Origin of the sequence: Streptomyces sp. NPDC007157 (assembly GCF_040634235.1) — a bacterium.
Taxonomy (GTDB): Bacteria; Actinomycetota; Actinomycetes; order Streptomycetales; family Streptomycetaceae; genus Streptomyces.
Map to the genome: position 1 here is coordinate 54,931 of NZ_JBEYFE010000033.1, position 18,395 is coordinate 73,325.

13 protein-coding genes are annotated in these 18,395 nt (G+C 71.6%); all 13 read right to left on the minus strand.

The window, feature by feature from the left end; genetic code table 11:
• Positions 1–4: 4 nt before the first annotated feature.
• Genes ABZ642_RS40055 through ABZ642_RS40115 form a run of 13 tightly spaced genes read right to left on the minus strand, consistent with a single transcriptional unit; the run spans position 5 to position 18,317 of the window.
• Positions 5–652 carry a PIG-L deacetylase family protein gene (locus ABZ642_RS40055; RefSeq protein WP_360494478.1) on the minus strand — a complete coding sequence of 216 codons (648 nt, stop codon included), beginning with the start codon at positions 650–652 and terminating at the stop codon, positions 5–7.
• Positions 649–1,443 carry a sugar phosphate nucleotidyltransferase gene (locus tag ABZ642_RS40060; protein ID WP_360494481.1) on the minus strand — a complete coding sequence of 265 codons (795 nt, stop codon included), beginning with the start codon at positions 1,441–1,443 and terminating at the stop codon, positions 649–651. Before ABZ642_RS40060 ends, ABZ642_RS40055 begins: the two co-directional genes overlap by 4 nt.
• Positions 1,440–2,690: a class I SAM-dependent methyltransferase gene (locus tag ABZ642_RS40065; RefSeq protein WP_360494484.1), complete on the minus strand. Its 1,251-nt coding sequence runs from the start codon at positions 2,688–2,690 to the stop codon at positions 1,440–1,442. Before ABZ642_RS40065 ends, ABZ642_RS40060 begins: the two co-directional genes overlap by 4 nt.
• A complete protein-coding gene (locus tag ABZ642_RS40070; protein WP_360494487.1) occupies positions 2,687–3,928 on the minus strand; it encodes a glycosyltransferase in 1,242 nt (413 codons plus the stop codon). The genes ABZ642_RS40065 and ABZ642_RS40070 overlap by 4 nt, the downstream gene beginning before the upstream one ends.
• A gap of 2 nt (positions 3,929–3,930) precedes the next feature.
• Positions 3,931–5,175, minus strand: coding sequence for an O-antigen ligase domain-containing protein (locus ABZ642_RS40075; protein ID WP_360494584.1), 1,245 nt, complete (start codon positions 5,173–5,175; stop codon positions 3,931–3,933).
• 37 nt (positions 5,176–5,212) lie between these two features.
• Positions 5,213–6,751 (minus strand): right-handed parallel beta-helix repeat-containing protein, encoded by a 1,539-nt coding sequence (locus tag ABZ642_RS40080; RefSeq protein ID WP_360494490.1) that lies wholly within the window; start codon positions 6,749–6,751, stop codon positions 5,213–5,215.
• 6 nt (positions 6,752–6,757) lie between these two features.
• The gene (locus ABZ642_RS40085) at positions 6,758–8,716 is read right to left on the minus strand and encodes an alginate lyase family protein (protein WP_360494493.1); all 1,959 of its coding nucleotides are present in this window, start codon (positions 8,714–8,716) and stop codon (positions 6,758–6,760) included.
• On the minus strand, positions 8,713–10,899 hold the full coding sequence (locus ABZ642_RS40090) for a bi-domain-containing oxidoreductase (protein WP_360494496.1): 2,187 nt from the start codon (positions 10,897–10,899) through the stop codon (positions 8,713–8,715). The genes ABZ642_RS40085 and ABZ642_RS40090 overlap by 4 nt, the downstream gene beginning before the upstream one ends.
• A gap of 15 nt (positions 10,900–10,914) precedes the next feature.
• Entirely contained in the window at positions 10,915–12,849 is a 1,935-nt protein-coding gene (asnB, locus tag ABZ642_RS40095) for an asparagine synthase (glutamine-hydrolyzing) (protein ID WP_360494499.1), read from the minus strand.
• A 3-nt stretch (positions 12,850–12,852) separates the two neighbouring features.
• Positions 12,853–14,373 (minus strand): Wzz/FepE/Etk N-terminal domain-containing protein, encoded by a 1,521-nt coding sequence (locus tag ABZ642_RS40100; RefSeq protein WP_360494502.1) that lies wholly within the window; start codon positions 14,371–14,373, stop codon positions 12,853–12,855.
• The gene (locus ABZ642_RS40105) at positions 14,370–15,740 is read right to left on the minus strand and encodes a Wzz/FepE/Etk N-terminal domain-containing protein (protein WP_360494505.1); all 1,371 of its coding nucleotides are present in this window, start codon (positions 15,738–15,740) and stop codon (positions 14,370–14,372) included. The genes ABZ642_RS40100 and ABZ642_RS40105 overlap by 4 nt, the downstream gene beginning before the upstream one ends.
• The gene (locus ABZ642_RS40110; protein WP_360494508.1) at positions 15,737–17,002 is read right to left on the minus strand and encodes a glycosyltransferase family 4 protein; all 1,266 of its coding nucleotides are present in this window, start codon (positions 17,000–17,002) and stop codon (positions 15,737–15,739) included. Before ABZ642_RS40110 ends, ABZ642_RS40105 begins: the two co-directional genes overlap by 4 nt.
• Complete coding sequence (locus tag ABZ642_RS40115) at positions 16,992–18,317, minus strand: nucleotide sugar dehydrogenase (protein WP_360494511.1); 1,326 nt, start codon at positions 18,315–18,317, stop codon at positions 16,992–16,994. The genes ABZ642_RS40110 and ABZ642_RS40115 overlap by 11 nt, the downstream gene beginning before the upstream one ends.
• Between the last annotated feature and the right edge of the window lie 78 nt (positions 18,318–18,395).

Sequence of the window (18,395 nt, forward strand, 5' to 3'; positions counted from 1 at the left end):
TGGTTCAACCCCCCAGGTTGAGCGTGAGTTTGGTGACGGCGAACGCCTCGGCGTAGCGCGCGTGGCATTCGATGCCGCGGATCCGGGCGAGGCCGAGGAAGGCCTCCCGGTCGTACCAGGCCCGGTGCCGCTGCGAGGGGTAGTGCTCCTGCAGCAGCCGCACCTTCTGTTCGGCGGTCTCCGGCGCCAGCGGCTGGTACGCCGCCGGTCGGCCGAGATCGCCGTCCCACTTGACGATCTCGTAACCGAGCACGAGGTGGTCACGGAACGCGGTGGTCATCAGCTTCGCCAGGCCGCGGTGGTCCTGGTGCGCGTCATCGGTGCGCGGCGCGAGGACCAGCTCCGGCTCGGTCTGCGCGCGCAGTTCCTCGACCGCGGCCTTGGCCTCCTCCCAGTGCGCGGGCAGCCGGCCGTCCGGCAGCTTGTGCACGGTCAGCCGCAGGTCGGCGTCCGGACAGAAGGCGGCGAGCGCGGCCTGTTCCTCCTGCTCCCGCTCACTGCCGCCGCCGGAGAGCACCAGCGCGTCGACGCGGACGCCCGGTCGGGCCTGACACAGCGTCAGCAGCGTGCCGCCGGCGCCGATGGCGATGTCGTCGCAGTGCGCGCCCACCGCGACGATCCGGTCAAGCCGACCGGCCCCGAGCCGGATCACGCACGCACCCCCGCGACGTCCTTTTCCCACACGGCCCACGGACGGTCGCCCCGGGAGTAGGCCTCGTCGAGCGCGGCCCGCTCCTTCACGGTGTCGGTCGGCTTCCAGAAGCCGCGGTGCTGATGGGCCACCAGCCGCCCCTGCTTGGCCAGTTGGGCGCATCCGTCGGCGACCAGGTCCCCGTTCTCCGGTATGTGGTCGAAGACCTCCTGGCGGAGCACGAAGTACCCGCCGTTCTCCCACAGCGGCAGTTCGCTCACCGCGGTGATGCCGCCCACCAGGCCGTCCTCGCCCAGCTCCACACAGTGGAACGACGACTGCGGCGGCACCACCATCATCGACGCCCCGGCGTCACGCCGGGCGAACCGGTCGATCATCTCCGGCAGCGGGGCGTCGGTGAGCACGTCGGCGTAGTTGGCGAGGAACATCTCGTCGCCGTCCAGGTGGTGCCGCACCCGGCGCAGCCGCTCCCCGATGGGTGACTCGATGCCGGTCTGCGCGAACGTGATCGTCCAGTCGGCGATGTCGGTGGACAGCAGCTCGGTCCGCCCGCCCCGCAGGACGAAGTCGTTGGACGTCGTCTCCTCGTAGTTGAGGAAGAAGTCCTTGATGTGGTGAGCCCCGTACCCGAGGCAGAGGATGAACTCCTTGTGCCCGAAGTACGCGTAGTAGCGCATGACATGCCAGATCAGCGGTCGCGGGCCGACCATCGCCATCGGTTTGGGCACGTCGTCGGAGGTTCCGTTGCGCATCCGCATCCCGTAACCGCCGCAGAACAGGACGACCTTCATGCTGTGACCTCTTTCAAGACGCCCTCGACGACGCTCAGTTCCGGGATGGGAAAGACGAGCCGGCCGCCCCACTCGTGGACGAAGGACAGCTGCTCGGCGAGTTCGGCCCGCAGGTTCCACGGGAGGACGAGGACGTAGTCCGGCTTGTCGGCGGCTATCTGCTCGGGCGCCAGGATGGGGATGCGGGTCCCCGGAGTGAACCTGCCGTGCTTGTACGGGTTGCGGTCGACCGTGTACGGGAGCAGGTCGGGTCGGATGCCGCAGTGGTTGAGCAGGGTGTTGCCCTTGCCCGGGGCGCCGTAGCCGACGACCGTCTCACCGCGCTCGGCCGCGTCGATGAGGAATCGCAGCAGGTCCCGGCGGACCTTGGCCACCCGGGCGGAGAACTCGGTGTACCCGGACAGCTCCTGCAGTCCGGCGGCCTTCTCGCGGTCCAGGACGTCTGCCACCCGCTGCGTCGGCTCGCCGGCCACCTCGGCCGGCCGGGCCCACAGCCGGATCGAGCCGCCGTGTGTGGGCAGCAACTCGACGTCCACGAGCGCGAGTCCGCCGCTGGCCAGGGCCCGGATCGCGGAGGCGACCGTGTAGTACTGGAAGTGCTCGTGGTAGATCGTGTCGTACTGGTTCTCCTCGATCAGGGTCAGCAGGTGCTGGACCTCGATGGAGACCCAGCCGTCGTCGGCGACCAGGGCGCGCAGCCCTTTGGTGAATCCGACCACGTCGGGGATGTGCGCGTACACGTTGTTGGCCACGACCAGGTCCGCCGGACCGTGCTCCTCGCGGACCGCGGCGCCGGTCTCCGGGGAGAGGAACTCCGTGAGCGTGGGCACGCCCGCCTCCCGCGCCGTGGCGCCGACGTTCACCGACGGCTCGACGCCGAGGCAGCGGATCCCCTGGTCCACCACGTGCCTCAGCAGGTATCCGTCGTTGCTCGCCACCTCGACCACGAAGGCGTCGGGGCCGAGCGGAAGCCGCTCGACGGCGCCGGCGACGAAGGTGCGCGCGTGCTCCACCCAGGAGGTCGAGTAGGAGGAGAAGTAGGCGTACTCCTTGAACGTCTCCTCCGGCGTGATCAGCGGCGGGATCTGCGCGAGCCAGCAGTCGGTGCAGACCCGCAGGTGCAGCGGGTACGCCGGCTCCGGCTCATCCAGTTGGTCCGCGGCGAGAAAGCTCTCACACGGCGGCGTCGCCCCCAGGTCGACGACGCTCGCCATCGCTTCCGAGCCGCAGAGTCGGCATCGTGTCATGTGCTGTCCCCATCCCCCCTGCTCGCGCGGGTGTCCCCGCCGCGAGTCTGTGCCGACCGTCCCGCGATCGCGGTGCGGTACTCCTCCAGCAGGCGCTCCAGGCCGACGGCCGGGCTGAATCCCTGCTCGTAGCGGCGGCGGGCCGCCTGGCCCATCTCCCGGTTGCGGTCCGGCTCGGCCGCGATCCGGCGTATGCGGGACGCGAGCGAGCCCGCCTCGCCGGGCTCGTGCAGCAGCCCGGTGACTCCGTCCTCGACGAGTTCGACGAAGGCGCCGTGGCCGGCGGCGACGGTCGGGACCCCGGCCGCCATCGCCTCGACGACCACCAGGCCGAACGCCTCCAGCCACGTCGAGGGAGCCACCACGGCCACCGACCGCTCGATGGCCTTCCGGCACTCCGCCGTGTCCAGCAGGCCGACGCAGCGCACGTCGTCCCGGCCCGCCGCCCAGGCGGCCACCGCCGGCTCCAGCGGCCCGGTGCCGGCGATCACGAGCGGCACGCCCACACCGCCGCTCGCCGTGATCTCGTCCCACGCGGCCATGAGCAGCCGTACGCCCTTGGCCTCCGCGAGCCGGCCCAGGTAGAGCAGATGTTCTCCCTCGCCTTCCCGGCAAGTGCCCGGGTCGGGCACGAAGTTGTGCTTCACCGCCAGTCGCTCGGCCGGCATGCCGGACCGCACCAGGACGTCGCGCTGTGCCGCGGAGATGCAGAGGAACCGCTCGACGCCGGACCACCACCGCCGCCGGTTGACCGACAGGCTGACCGCGAGCGGCACCGTCGCGAGGCGGGAGTTCCGGTAGCAGCCGTGCCGGACGGCGGGCAGCGGCGCGGATCCGACGCACTCGGTGCACGGGCGGCCGTCCCGCTGCAGCGTGCCGGGCGGGCAGACCTGGGTGTAGTTGTGCAGCGTGGCGACGGCGGGCACACCGGCGTCGGCGCACGCGGCCAGGACCGCGGGCGACAGGAGCGGGAAGACGTTGTGGACGTGCACCACGTCCGGCCGCTCGGTGCGCAGCCGGGCGGCGAGTTCCGTGCGGACCGCCGGGTTCCACGGCACCAGGAGCGGCACCGCGACCTTGCCGAGGAGGGACCGGCCGGCGATGTCGTCGCTGCGCCGCTCGAACACCTCGACCCGGTGGCCGGCCGCGCGCAGCAGTTCCACCTCCTGGTCGACGACCTTGTTCTCGCCACTCGGCTGTGCCGAGGCGTAGCGGTTGTGCACCACGAGGACGTGCATGCTCAGCTCACCTCCGATCCCTGGGTGTGTTGTCGGGGGAGTCCGGGCGTGGAGGGGAGTGTCGCCGCGGCGGGTGCCGCCAGCAGCGAGGCGGCCACGGCCAGGTGCAGCAGATACGGCGAGGCGTCGCCGAGACCGGCCTCGGTGTACGAGGCGACGGCGCAGTAGCTGATCAGGAAGATCGCGCAGGCCCTCTGCAGCGACGGTGGCCGCAGCAACGCGACGGCGCCCAGCACGGTGATGATCACCGCGACGAGGGTGACGCCGATCAGCCCCTGCTCGTTGTAGACGGCCAGCCAGCTGTTGTCGATCGGCAGCCCGCCGAAGGACTTGTCGCCCAGGCCCACGCCGAGCAACTGCTCCGAGGTCGACCGGGGCGCGGCAAGCAGGGCGTCCCAGACCTTGGCCCGGCCGGTGAGGCTGGAGAAGTTCTCCTTGGTCTGTCCGCGCAGGAACCACGTCTGCAGGGCGGAGGCGAACCCCACCCCGGCCACCACGGCGCACAGCACCGCCCAGGTGAAGAACCGGCGGGCGGCCGCGCTGGTCAGGATGAGCGAGCCGATCGCCAGCACCAACCCGATGAACAGGCCGAGCGTGGCCGTGCGGGTATGGGTCAGCGCGAGCAGCACGAAGGACGGCACGATGACCACCACGGCGCTGGTCCGGTCGGTCCGGCGGCCCAGTACGAGCAGCACGGTGAGCCCGATGATCACCGCCGCGTACTGCCCGATCTGCGGCGGGGTGAGCGGCCACAACGCGCCGACCAGGCGTCCGCCGTAGAGGTCGGGCAGGGCCGCGCCGGGTGAGACGACGAGGCCGGCGGCCACCGATCCGAGCACCGCGAAGTACGCCCGGATGTGGTGCCGGACGAACGTCAGGCTGCCGTCCCACCAGCGGCTGAGCAGCCACAGTGTGCCGATGAAGAGAGCCAGCCGGCCACACCGGAACAGCGCGCCGAACCCGGACTCCAGGTGGGCGCTGGAGACCACGCTCGTGACCAGCAGCAGGGTGAGCAGGAGCAGGTAGGCGCTGGCCCGGACGCGCAGCCGGAGATTGACCGCGAGGGCCAGCGCGAACGCGGCGACCAGGGCGCCCATGGTGACCATCTGGATGAGGGAGCGGGGCAGCGGGACGATGGTCTTCGCCCCGGCGGAGCCGAGCGTGTTGAGGACCAGCAGCCCCCAGACGACCCCGACGATCCTCGGTGTACCGGCGGCGCCCGGTTCGGCACCGGACTGCGTGTCCATCCGCGTGTCCGTCTGTGTGTCGGTCTGCGTGTCCATCTCAACCACCGGCCCGTGGGTCGAGGGTGCTGCCCGCATCCTGCCGGTAGTCCGCGCTCTGCCACTCCCCGAAGTCGAGCACCCGGCTCGGGTCGTAGGCGACGAACTTCCACGGTCCGAGGTAGACGTTGTCGTGCCAGCGGTTGTCCTGCTTGTGGGTGATCGCCTCAGCCACCTTCTCGCCCTTGTACGGCGACCAGTCCGGATAGGTGCCGTAGTTGGACAGCACCGCCATGCGGTCGCACATCTCCGTGCACCTGACCACGGACTCGTCGAGCACGAAGCGGTTGTCGTGGATGTCCACCCGCTGGGTCTTCCACCGGCAGTCGGCGTACAGCGGTGCCTTGTCGATCGCCGGCTTCGCGCAGCGGTCGGCGTTCTTCACCAGCAGCGTGCAGTCACCGGACGAGGTGTTGGCCGGACTGTTGCAGAACCGGTCGGCGTTCTCCCACAGGGTGATCCCGGACCAGTTGTTCTCCAGCAGGTTCCGGTAGATCTTGATCTTGTCGGTGCGGGCCCGGATCCGTGGTTCGCCGCCGGACTCGGACAGGTAGACGGTCGCGTACGGGAAGTTGTCGCCGCGGTCGGCGTACCTGCGGCCCTCGACCCAGTTGTTCCGCCGGATCGTGTTGTTCCGGATGACCGCGTTGTAGCTGGTCTCGTAGATCAGCGCGGCACCGTCGTTGGCCTCCAGCACGTTGTTCTCGATCAGGAAGTCGTTGTTGTCGGTGTCCGCCCACAACCCTGCTCCGCGGTTGTCGTGCACCCAGTTGCCGCGTACGTCGGCGCCGTCTACGGCCCAGAACTTGATGCCTCCGGTACAGCCGCAGCCCTGCTGCCGCCGCTCCCAGCCGTCGGTGTTGTTGCCCACGATCTCGTTGTCCTCGACCACCAGGCCGCTGATACCGCCGCTCTTGTAGGCGTTCATTCCGTACTGTCCGTTGTCGCGCAGGCAGTTGGCGCGGACCCGCTGGTGGGAACCGGCCATCAGCCCCGCTCCGGAGTTGTCCTGGATCGTCGCGTGCTCGATCACCCACCCGTCGGCCGAGTCGTGGTTGACCACGCCCTCGTTCTGCGGCGCGACGAAACGCTGCACGGTCAGGTAGCGGATGGTGACGTCGCGGGCGGTGCCCGCGAACGCGTACTGGTTCTTCTTCCCGCCGTCGAGCACCGCGCCCGGCGCGCCGAGGTAGCGGTCCCCCTTCTTGGGGATGACCTGGGCGTAGCGGTCCGGGTCGAGCCTGTGCTTGCCCGGTCGAAGCCAGAACGTGGTGTTCGCGGGGCTGCTCTTGGTCTTCGATGCCAGGTCACCGACGACCGCGGGGTCGACCGTCACCGCGCCCGCGGGCGCCTTCGCCGGCCCGGCCGCGGGGTTGGCGCACACCCGGGCCACGGCTCGGGCCGCGGACGTGGACGTGGACGGTGCGGCGGTCGGCGCCGCTGCCGGGGCGCCCGGCGTGCTGTCGCAGCCGGTCGCCGTCAGCAGGGCCAGCGCCAGCGGTGCCGCCGCGAGCGCCCAGTGCCGCCTCTTGATCACCACGTGCCCCTAGCCGCCGAACCTGAGCACGGTGGTGAACCCGTCCGCGCCGTCGGCGGTGCCGGTGCCGACCAGCGTTGTGGTGGGTTCCTTGCGCCCGAATCCCGCGGAGTACCAGCCCAGCGGCGGGTCGGTCTCGCCACGGTGCGCCCGCCAGGACAGCTGCCCGGGCAGGTCGAGCACTGCGGAACGCCCCTCGCCGTCCCGGATCCAGGTGAGTACCGCCCGGTTCCCCACCAGGTCCGCGGCGATCGCCGGGCCGAGGTGGAACGCCAGCCGCACGGCCCGGCGCGGACCGCGCACCTCGTCGACCACCTTCAGCTCCTGGCTCGCGGCCGTAAGCTCCACCCGGCGGCGGTGCACGGAGCCCTGGTACCCGTCGTGCTCGGCACACCAGCGCGCCACGCCCTCGCCGGATGTCTCCGCGGCCAGGACGCGGGTGCCGGCATGCCGGGTCCACAGGAACGGGCCGCCGGAGACGGACTGGTCGGTGCCGTCCAGCTGCAGCGTGTTGTGGCCGAGGGTGGACCGGAAGTACTGCCGCCACGCGGGCTGCCCGTGGTAGCAGAACGTCCCCGGGTCGGCGAGCACGTCGACCCCGTCGTGCCGGACCTCCACGGACAGCGCGTCCGCGTGGGCGTGCGCGGCGATGGACAGGAAGCCGTGCGGACCACCGTCGCAGCGGCACCAGATCTCTCCGGGGCCGCGCAGGATGGTGAGCCCCGCGTCGGCGAAGTGGGCCGGCCGGCGAGCCGGGCGGGACCCGGCAGGCGCGGTTCCGTCTTTCGGGTACGGCCGGATGAGCGCGGCCAGCAGCGGGGTGCGCACATCGGTGCCGGTCACCGCCGGCCACCAGGCGAGTCGGCCGAACACGGCGTCGCCGGTGCCCAGCAGCGAGGCCCAGCGGTCGGTGCCCGAGCCGTCCACGACCAGACCGTGCCCGTCGTCCGCGTCCCCCTGGCGCGGCGGCCGCAGCCGGCTGTCCACGACGGCCGCGAGCGCGTCGGTCATCCGCAGCAGCACCAGCCGGACCGACGGGGGGACCGGCACGCCCGCGGCATCCGCCTCGGCCACCGCGGCCAGGCCGAGTTCCAGCACGAGTCCGTGATACTCGGTGGCCAGCTCGCGGTTGAGGCCGGAGACGAAGGTGTTGCCGCGCAGGTGCCGCTCCAGGGACCGCAGCGCGTCGGCCCGCCAGCGTTGTGAGGAGGGGAACCAGCCGAACGCGCAGGCCGCCGCGAGCTGCCCGGCGGCCTCGGCGATGACGTGGTTGTTCGCCGAGGACCCTCGGCTGGGGAAGGCGGCCAGCCAGCGCTGGTGGTGCCAGATCTGGTTCAGCGCCACCGGGTTGTCCTCGAACAGTCCGGCCGCGCCCGGCCAGTCGTCGAGCAGCCGGCGGATCCACACCCAGGACAGCAGCCGGATGCCCAGTTCGATGCCGCTGATCCAGTGCACGCCCCGCAGCGGGGGATTGGCCGTCCACCACGACCGCAGGTGCTCGGCCACGCGCTCGGCGTACCGCTCGTTCCCGGTGACCGCGTAGGCGGCGGCGAGCACGGTGAGGTACTGGTGCCGGGACAGCTCCCAGATCTGCTTGATGTCCCCGACCGCGTCCTCGTTCCGGTACGGCACGTCGAAGGCGTAACCCCACGGCGCCCGGCGCCCGGTCCTCGGGTCGTACCACCAGTCCGGGTCGGTGAGGTCGTCGCGGACCACCCCGAAGTACTCGACGTGCCCGTACATCAGCCGGTCCGCCTCGGCGACGAGACGTTTCGCGGCGTCCGGTGACACCGCGGCGATCGTCCCGGCGGGCAGGACCGCGGTGAACCGGGCGCCGGTCACGCTCGGGCAGTCGGGCGGCGCCGACCGCCACCGCCGTCTGCGCACCGCGTCGCCCGCCCGGCCCGCGACCTCGCGCGGCCCCATCCGGGACAGCCGGCGCAGGTACCAGCCCGCGCTCATGGTCATCGCGTCCTCGCCAACGTCGCCGGCGCACCGCCGGTCAGGCCCGCCTGCACGGCGAGGGTGGCCGCCGTGGTCGCGACGAGCGAGTCGAGCGGCACCGGCATCGGCCCGCCGGTCCGTACGGCCTTGATGAACGCGGCCAGTTCGGCGTTCTGGCCCTTGTCCCGGGCCTTGGGCAGCCGCGAACTGACCCACCGCTTACGGCCGTAGACCGAGGCGCGCACGAAGTCGTCGAGCCGCAGCACCTTGCCGTCGGCGACCAGGTCCAGGGTCTCCTTGGGGAAGCCGGGCGCGCCGGTGGTGACGTAGCTGATGGTCGCCGTTGACCCGTCCGGGTAGCGCAGGACGACCTGGAGGTCCTCGTTGCCGGGCGCGGCCGTCGCGTACACGGAGACCGGGTCGGCCTCCAGCAGCCAGCTCGCCGTGTCGATGAAGTGGCCGCCCTCGCCGGCGAACCGCGAGCCCTCGGTGCCCTGTTGGAGGTACCAGCTGCCGTGCTGGAGCCGGCCCGCGTTGACCAGGTAGCGCAGGCTCGCCGGACCGGTCCGGACGCCGAACCGCTCCCTGGCCTCCTGCAGCAGCGGCGCGAACCGGCGGTTGAAGCCCACCTGCAGCCGGTCGTTGCCGGACTCCGCCACCGCCGTGAGTACGCCGGCCAGTTCGTCCTCGGTGAGGGCCAGGGGCTTCTCCACGAACACCGCCTTGCCGGCCAGCAGTGCCTTGCGGGTCAGTTCGGCGTGCGAGCTGTGCCGGGTGACCACGAAGACCGCGTCGACGGACTTGTCGCCGAGCACGGCGTCGAGGTCGGTGGTCGCCCCGGCGAAGCCGAACTTGCGCTGCGCGTTGGCCGCGGAGAGCGCCGTCGTGGTGACGACGGTCGACAACTCGACGCCCTCGCGCTGCGCCAGGTGCGGCAGCAGCATCGACGTCGCGTAGTTCCCGGCGCCCACGAACGCGAGGCGCACCGGTGACGTGGCGGCCCGGGCCGGGGCGGACGCTCCCCCGCCGCGACGCACCGCGGGCACGGCCACCGACGGGGCCTCCGGCTCCCCTTCCGCCGCCGCTTCGGCGTACCGGAACAGCACGGCCACGGCCTTCAACTCGCCGTCCTTCAGCCGCTGGTACGTCTCGACCGCGTCGTCGAAGTCGGCGACGTGGGAGACCAGCGGCTCCACGTCGACGCTGCCGCGGGCGACGAGGTCGAGGAAACACGCCAGGTTGCGGCGCTCGGTCCAGCGCACGTAGCCGATCGGGTAGTCGCGTCCCTCCAGCTCGTACTCCGGGTCGTAACGCCCGGGGCCGTAACTGCGGGAGAACCGGACGTCGAGCTCTTTCTCGTAGTACGCGTTCCACGGCAGGTCCAGGCGACACTTGCCGATGTCGACGACCCGGCCGCGGTCCCGGCAGAGCCGGGCGGCCAGCTCGACGGGCTGGTTGCTGCCGCCGCCTGCGGCCAGGTACACCTGGTCCACGCCGTGCCCGTCGGTGAGTTCGGCGACGGCGACTTCCACGGCCGCGGACGCGGGATCGCCGCAGGCCGCGGCGCCCAGCCGCTCGGCGAGTTCGCAGCGCGTCGGGTCGGGGTCGGCGCCGACGACGCGGACCCCGGAGGCGGCGAGGAGCTGGACCACCAGCTGCCCGATCAGGCCGAGGCCGATGACCAGGGCCACCTCGCCGAGCTGCGGCTCGCCCCGGCGGACGCCCTGCATCGCGATCGACCCGACGGTGCCGAAGGCGGCGTGGCTCGGCGCGAGGCCGTCCGGCACCGGGGTGTAGAGGTTCTTCGGCACCCAGTTCAACTCGGCGTGCAACGCGTGCTCGTTGCCGGCGCAGGCGACGAGGTCGCCGACCTTCACATCGTCGATGCCGGCGCCGACCTGCTCGACCACGCCGCACAGCGAGTAGCCCAGCGGCGTGTAGGAGTCCAGCTTGCCCATCACCTTGCGGTAGGTGGCGGGCACCCCGTTGGTGGCCACGCTCTGCATGACCTTGGCCACCTGGTCCGGCCGTGAGCGGGCCTTGCCCAGCATCGACATCCCGGCCTCGGACACCTTCATGAGCTCGGTCCCGGTGGAGATCAGCGAGTAGGCGCTGCGGACCAGTACACCGCCCGGTTTGCACCCCGGTACCGGAACGTCGAGCACCGCGAGCTCGCCGCTCTTGTAGTTCTGTACAACCTGCTTCACCAGAACTCCTGATTCCTAAGCCGTCGACCGAGTGCTCCGGGCGTGCCCGGAGGTCGCGTCGCGATACCAGTACTCGAGGGTCAGTACGTGCCACAGATGCTTGGAGAAGTCCCGCTGCCCGGCGGCGTCCTCGGCGACCATGCGCGCCAGCGCGTCGCGGCGCAGGAACCCGGAATTGACGAGCACACCGTCGTCGACCACCTCGCGCACCAGTGGTGCCAGGTCCCGGCTCATCCAGGCCCGCAGCGGGGCGCTGAACAGGCCCTTGGGCCGGTACACGATCTCCCGGGGCAGGATCGAGGTGGCCGCCTCCTTGAGGACGGCCTTGCCCTGCCGGCCGACGATCTTGCGGTCGCCGGGCACGGCGAACGCCGCCTTCACCACCTCGATGTCCACGTACGGCACCCGGACCTCGGTCGACGCGGCCATGCTGGAGCGGTCCGTGTAGGCGAGGTTCAGGCCCGGCAGGAACATCCGGGCGTCGGTCAGGCACATGCGGTTGACGAAGTCGTCGAGGTCGTTGTCCTGGTAGACGTCCGCGTGCTCGGTCAGCACGTCCTCGACCGTCCCGGCCAGGTCCGGATCGAGAAGGGCGAGCAACTCGTCCTGGTCGTACATGGTGTAGCTGCGTCGGAAGGCGGTCTCCTCCGGCAGATCGGCGAAGGAGAGGAACCGCTTCGCGAACCGCACCGACCGGTACCCCCGGCGGGCCGTGGCGACGGGGAGCCGGTCCACGGCCGCGGACACCCCGCGCCGCAGCGGCCGCGGGACGCGCTGGTAGCGCAGCGCGATCAGGTTGGCCAGGTGCTTGCGGTAACCGGCGAACAGCTCGTCCGCGCCCATCCCCGAGAGCATCACCTTCACCCCGGCCTCTCGCGCGGCCGAGCAGATCAGGTAGGTGTTGATCGCGGCGGGGTCGCCGATCGGCTCGTCCAGGTGGTACGTCATCCGGGGCAGCAGGTCGAGCACGTTCGGCGCGATCTCGATCTCGTGCAGGTCGACGCCGAACCGCTCGGCCACCTGCCGGGCGTAGCGCAGGTCGTCCGGCATCGCCTCGAACTTGGCGTCCTCGGCGCGGAACCCGATCGTGTAGGCGGAGATCCCTGGCTGGTGGCGGGCCGCCAGCGCGGTCAGGTAGCTGGAGTCGAGGCCGCCGGAGAGGAAGGTCGCCACGGGGACGTCGGAGAGCAGGTGACGCCGGGTCGACTCCTCGACGACGGCGGCCAGGTCCGGCTGCTCGCCGGCCAGGGCCCGGTCCCGGCCCTCGGCGGCGACGTCCTTCAGGTTCCAGAACCGGCCGCGCTCCACCCGGCCGTCGGGCCGGCACCTCAGCCAGCTGCCCGGCGGCAGCTTCTCCGCTTCGCGGAACGCGCACCGTGAGTCCGGCACCCAGTAGTACAGCAGCGAGGCCACCAGCGCCGCGTGGTCCACCTCCAGCGAGCGGCCGGTCGCGACGGCGAGCGCCTTGAGCTCGGAGGCGAACACCAGGCCCCCGCCGCGCCGGAGCAGGAACAACGGCTTGATGCCGAGCTGGTCGCGGGCGAGCACCAGGTCACCGGTGCGCTCGTCGAAGACGCCGAACGCGAACATGCCGCGCAGCCGGGGCAGACAGTCCGTGCCCCAGCGCCGCCAGGCCTCCAGGAGTACCTCGGTGTCGGAGGTACCGCGAAAGCGCACCCCGGTGGCCGCCAGCTCGGCACGCAGTTCGGGGGCGTTGTACAGCTCGCCGTTGTACGTCAGGACGAGGCCGTCCGAGACCATCGGCTGGGCGCCGGTGTCGGACAGGTCGATGATGGCCAGTCGGCGGTGCCCGAGGTGTACTTCGCCGTCACGTACGGGGTGGCTGTAGCGGCCCGCCCCGTCCGGACCGCGGTGGGCGAGGGTGTCGGTGAGCCGGTCGGTCACGACCTTTCCGTCCGGCCATCGGTAGGTGCCTGCGATGCCACACATGTCCTACCGCACCTCCTGGTCGTTCTCCGGGCCCCGGGCGGCCCACACCGGCTGCCGCTCCGTCCGCCGCCGGCCCGTCGCCGCCTGCCGGGCCGGCCGCTCGCTCCGGCCGCGCAGCGCGGTCTGCAGCCCGTCCCACAAGGTGCCGTCGGTCCGGTCACGCGGATCGGGGTCGATCAGCACCACACCGATCACCGGAATGCGCTGGTCCGCGAGCTGTCGCGCCACGGTGTGCAGCCATGCGGCGCTGCCGTGTCCGGCACGCACCACGAGCACCGTCCGGGTGCCGAGGTACTGGAGGTCGGTCCACGCCGTCCCGGGTGCCACCGAGCCGAGGCCGATCAGGCGTTCCTGATGCGACACGGTCGCGGCATGCTCGCCGCTGACCACGGTCGGGTCTCCCGGCTTCTGGCGGCGGCCTGCGAGCTGCGGGCGGGGCAGACCGTCGACGACGGTCACCGGTCCCTCCGCCGACATCGCCCTGGCGAGGTCCAGGGCGATCACGCCGGTGCCGCGCGCGCAGCCCAGTTCCAGCAGCGACACCGGTTCCGTGGAGCCGCGCGTGGCGCGGGCCAGGGTCGTGGTGAGCCGTTCGCGTGTCAACCGGGTGCGGCGGCGCTGCCAAGGCCTTCCCTTCCGGCGGGGCAGCTCCGCGATGACCGAGGCGCCCAGGTTCGCCGCGATGTCCCGGCGCAGCACGGGGCGGTCCGCCACCACCGTGCCGACCGCGGCCAGCGCGAGCCCGAGGACGAGCCCGAGGACGAGCCCGATCGCGGCGTCGGTGACGACGGCCTTGGGCAGGGAGTGTCGCAGCGCGCGCGGGTCGTCCACGATCTGCGTGCCGGCCACGACCTGGGGTGTGCCGGTCCGCGCGTCCGCGGCGCGCTCGTCGAAGTCGGCGATGCGGGAGTTGAGTTCGGCTCGGCGGGCGAAGAGCGACTCCAGGCTCGCCGACGCCTTCGGGTCGCTGTCCGCCGATTGGCCGCCGATCTCCTTGTTGACCTGGGTCAGCTCGTCCCGCATGCGGTCACGCTGGTCGAGCAGGGCCTGGGCTTCGGCCTGCGCGGTGTCCTTCATCCGCTGCACATGGTCCGCGACGAACGCGTCGGCCAGCGCCTTGGCGCGGGCCACCGCCTGGGCGTCGCTGTCGCCTGTCACGGTGATCTGCAGCAGGTTGTTGGTCAGCCCGGTGCCTCGGTAGTCCCGCATGAAGTCCTCGGGTTTCTCCGGGGACTTGAGGGACCGCAGGGCCTTGCCTGCGATCTGTGTGGTCTGCAGCAGCTGGACGTCGGTGCGGATCAGGGTTCCGGTGTCGTTCGGCTGGTCCTCCGCGTGCGCGACCAGCACTTCGGTCACCGCGGTCGGCGACGGCGGCATCAGGACCGCCAGCGCGGCGCCGGCCAGCAGGCCGAGGAACGCCATGGCGTACCAGAGGCGGCGGCGCCTGCGCACCGCCACCACCAGTGCCTGCAGGTCGAGAAGCGGAGTGGCGGCCGACGACTCCGCAGTCGTGCTCGTCGTCACGCTGAACCTCCCGTTGCCTGGCCACGGACCGCGAGCGCCAGAGTGGCGTCGTCCGGAGGAGGGCCGGCAGACCGCGTCTCACGGGCGCGGACCGTGTCGGCGACGACGATGCCGAGGACCTCGTGCCTGCCGTCCGCACACGCCTCGGCGATCCCGGCGAGTTCCTCCGCGGTCCAGCTGCCCGGGCTGAGGACGACCAGGGCACCGGACTCGGTGTCGCGGTCCGGCACGATCGGCCGGTCCACCGAAACCTCCACCACCCGCAGCCGCGGATCGTCCTTGGCCTCGGCGACGAGCTGTCCGGCGGCCCGGCGGGCGATCTCGTCGCCGTCCGGTACGACCACCAGCAGCCGTCGAGGGGCGGGCAGTCGGTCCCGGAGGCGAGCGCACACCCGTCGGTAGCGGATCCGTCGGCCGGCCTCGTCGTCGGACCTCTGCGGGGTCGGCAGGTCCCACCGGGTGTCGACACCGAGGAGTCGGCGGATCCAGCCCGGTCGGCCACTGCCTTCCGGCCGGTGCGCGCCGCGCCGTTCACCGGGCACCTCGACGGTGCCCAGCAGCGCCGAGCCCAGCGCCGCGGCGATCTCCGGTTCGGTGCGCAGTCGGCGGTTCATCCGTGCGGCGGCGAGATGGCCGATGACCGCGAGCAGGAAGAACAGCAGTGCTCCCGCGACGATGAGCTGGATCCTGGTCGGCGGCGCCTCGCCGGTCGGCCGGGCCGCCGGCCCCATGACGACCATGCCGGCCTTGTTGGTCGCCGGGTCGGCCTCGTCCAGCTTCGTCATGGCCTCCTCCAGCGAGGTGCTCAACTTCTCCAGCTCGGTCCGGGCCTGCACGCCCTCCACGGTCTGCCCCGGATCGGCCGCGTCGGCCAGGTTGGTGATGCGGCGGTTGGTCTCCTCGACCTGCTTCCGCAGTGCCTCGGACTCCGTGGCAGCCGCGGAGTCGGTGCCACCGCCCACGATCCGCGCGGCGAACTTGACGAACTGCTGGGCGACTTGGTCGGAGAGCTGCTGCGCGCGCTTCGGGGTGTCGGCCGTACCCGAGATCTTGATGATGTTCCCGTCGGCGGCCGCGGCGGTCACGCGGTCTTGCAGTTCGGCACCGCTGACGCCCTTCCAGCCGAGCGAGGCGGCCGCACGGTCGACGACCGTCGAACTGGTCGCGACGTCGACCTGGGTCAGCAGTTCACGCTCTTCCCACTGCCCCGGCAGCAGGACCGACGCCGACGTCGTGTACCGCGGCGGGAACACCACCGAGGCGCCGTAGCCGACGAGCGCGCCCACGACGGCGAAGACGGCGAGAAGCCGCCAGCGCCGGCGGAATATCCGCCCGATGGTGACCAGACGTATCGATTCCTCGCTCAACTGCGCTGCCTCTTCCCTGTTCGAACCGGATCGGCCGCCGACACCGGGGTGTGGTCACGGCAGGCGGCGGCGTAGGCGGCGAGCAGCGACGCTTGCGAGTTCTGCCAGGAGAGCGGCCCGCTGACCCGCTCCTGGCCGATCTTGCCCATCCGCGCCCGCTTCTCCGGATCGTCCAGGAGCAGCGCGATGAGCTCGGCGAACTCGGCCTCGTCGTTGGCAGGCGCGTAGAGGGCGGCCTCTCCGGCGGAGACGCGCGCCTCCTTCAGGTCGAACGAGACGATCGGCCGGCCCATCGCCATGTACTCGAGGACCTTGTTCATCGTCGACACGTCGTTGAGCGGATTGCGCGGGTCGGGGGAAAGGCAGACGTCCGCGGTGGAGAGGTAGCGCACCAGGTCGGCGTCCGGAATGCGCCCGGTGAACTGGACCTGGTCACCGAGCCCGAGCCGCCGGGACAGCTCCACCATCGCGTCGAAGGCGTCGCCGGAGCCGACGAACACCGCGTGCCAGTCGGTCCGCCCGAGCCCGTCGCGGAGCTTCGCAAGGGCCCGCAAGGCGTAGTCGACGCCGTCCTGAGGGCCCATCACGCCGAGGTAGCACAGCAGATGAGGCTTGCCATTCTTCAACTCCGGCTCCGGCAGCACCGGTTGGAAACGCTCGATCGCGGGCGCGCTGCGCACCACGAAGACGTCCTCCGGCCGCCGGCCGCCACGGCGCACCGCGACGTCCCGGTAGCTCTCGTTCGTGGCGAGGACGACGTCCGCGGCCCGGTAGGTCCGCCGTTCCAGTGCGCACACGGCGCGGTAGAGCAGGTCCTCGCCGCGGTCGAACCGGGAGAGGTACAGCTCGGGTACCAGGTCGTGCTGGTCGAAGACGAACCGTGCGCCGCGCCGCTTCAGCCACAGCGCCGGCAGGAACAACAGGTCGGGCGGGTTGCAGGCGTGGACCACGTCGACCGGGCCGACCTTGCGGGCCAGCCGGGCCGTGTGCCAGAGCGCCGATCCGTATTCCTTCAGGTAGCCGGCCGGCCCTCCGGTGGCCGCGCGCAACGGGTAGCGGTGGATCCGCACCCCGTCGATCTCCACCTCCGGCTCCGTGTCTCGTTTGCTCCCCTGCGGACAGATGACGTGCACCGTCCAGCCCGCGTCGCGCAGCGTCGTGCACTCCTGCCACACCCGCCGGTCGAAGGGCACCGACAGGTTCTCCACCAGGATCAGCGCGCGCCGGCCGGAACCGCCGCCGCTGATTGCGTTACCAAGCAAGGCCCATGTACCCCGGTTCGGTCCGGCGCGTCTCGGCGTCGGGAAGGCGGATGAGGTCGACGATCATCGGTCCTTCGCCGTGGGGCAGCGCCGAGAGCACGGCCGGGTCCCTGGTCCCCACCAGGCACACCTCGGCGTGTTCGAGCACCTCGTCGACGGAGTCCGCGAGCAGCTGCGCGAGGTGCGGCAGCCGGCTCTCGATGTACTCGCGGTTCGCGCCGAGCAGCCGGGAGAGGCTCACGTTGGCGTCGTAGATCTTGATGTCGTATCCCTTGCCGAAGAGCCTCTCCGCCAGCTCGACGAGCGGGCTCTCGCGGAGGTCGTCGGTGCCGGGTTTGAAGGACAGCCCGAACAGGCCCACCCGGCGCCTGCCGGTGCGCTCGACCAGGTCCACCGCGCGCTGCAGATGGTCGGAGTTGGAGGTCAGCACGTGGGCGAGGATGGGGACCGACACGTCGGCCCGTTGGGCCGCGTGGACCAGGCTGCGCAGGTCCTTGGGCAGGCAGGAGCCGCCGAAGGCGAAGCCGGGCCGCAGGTAGGCGGGGCTGATGTTCAGCTTGCGGTCGGCCAGGAACACGTCCATCACCTGGTGCGAGTCCACCCCGAGGGCCTGGCACACCGCGCCCAGCTCGTTCGCGAAGCCGATCTTGAGGCCGTGGAAGGCGTTGTCCGCGTACTTGATCGCCTCGGCCGTCGGGACCGGCACCCGGAACACCTCGCCGGGCAGGCCGTCGTAGAGCGCCAGCACCGCGTCGCCGCTTGCCGGGTCGAGTTCGCCGATGACGGTCTTGGGCGGGTCGAAGAAGTCCCGCACGCTCGTGCCCTCGCGCAGGAACTCCGGGTTGACCGCGACCCCGATGTCCACCCCGGCCAGACCGCCGACGTGCTTCTCCAGGATCGGTACCAGCAGGTTCAGGCAGGTGCCCGGGAGCATGGTGCTGCGGAACACGACGGTGTGCCGGCTCCCCTGCCTGGCCCCCTCGGCCAGCGCGGCGCCGATCTCCTCGGTGACCCGCTCCAAGTACGTCGTGCACAGGCTGCCGTTGGGCTCCGACGGCGTGCCCACGCAGACCAGCGACACCTCGCTGTCCATGATCGCCTCGCGGACGTCGCCGGTGGCGCGCAGCGCTCCGGTCCGCACGACCTCGGCGATGAGCTCGCCGATACGTTCCTCCACCACCGGGGCCTTGCCGTCGTTGACCAGGTCGACCTTCACCTGGTTGACGTCCACCCCGATGACCTCGTGACCCATGCCGGCCAGGCACGCGGCTGATACGCAGCCCACGTAGCCGAGCCCGAAAACGCTGATTCTCATGCCCCGTCTCTCCCCCCAGGCAGGCCCTTGTGGCCTGCGGTCCGCGCGTCGGCGGAACCCTTGAGCCGCAGCCCCCCG

Excerpts from the sequence above, each read along its gene's own strand:
- ABZ642_RS40060 (WP_360494481.1), bottom strand. The coding sequence starts at position 1,443 with ATGAAGGTCGTCCTGTTCTGCGGCGGTTACGGGATGCGGATGCGCAAC.
- ABZ642_RS40065 (WP_360494484.1), bottom strand. The coding sequence starts at position 2,690 with ATGACACGATGCCGACTCTGCGGCTCGGAAGCGATGGCGAGCGTCGTC.
- ABZ642_RS40070 (WP_360494487.1), bottom strand. The coding sequence starts at position 3,928 with ATGCACGTCCTCGTGGTGCACAACCGCTACGCCTCGGCACAGCCGAGT.
- ABZ642_RS40075 (WP_360494584.1), bottom strand. The coding sequence starts at position 5,175 with ATGGACACGCAGTCCGGTGCCGAACCGGGCGCCGCCGGTACACCGAGG.
- ABZ642_RS40085 (WP_360494493.1), bottom strand. The coding sequence starts at position 8,716 with ATGACCATGAGCGCGGGCTGGTACCTGCGCCGGCTGTCCCGGATGGGG.
- asnB (WP_360494499.1), bottom strand. The coding sequence starts at position 12,849 with ATGTGTGGCATCGCAGGCACCTACCGATGGCCGGACGGAAAGGTCGTG.
- ABZ642_RS40115 (WP_360494511.1), bottom strand. The coding sequence starts at position 18,317 with ATGAGAATCAGCGTTTTCGGGCTCGGCTACGTGGGCTGCGTATCAGCC.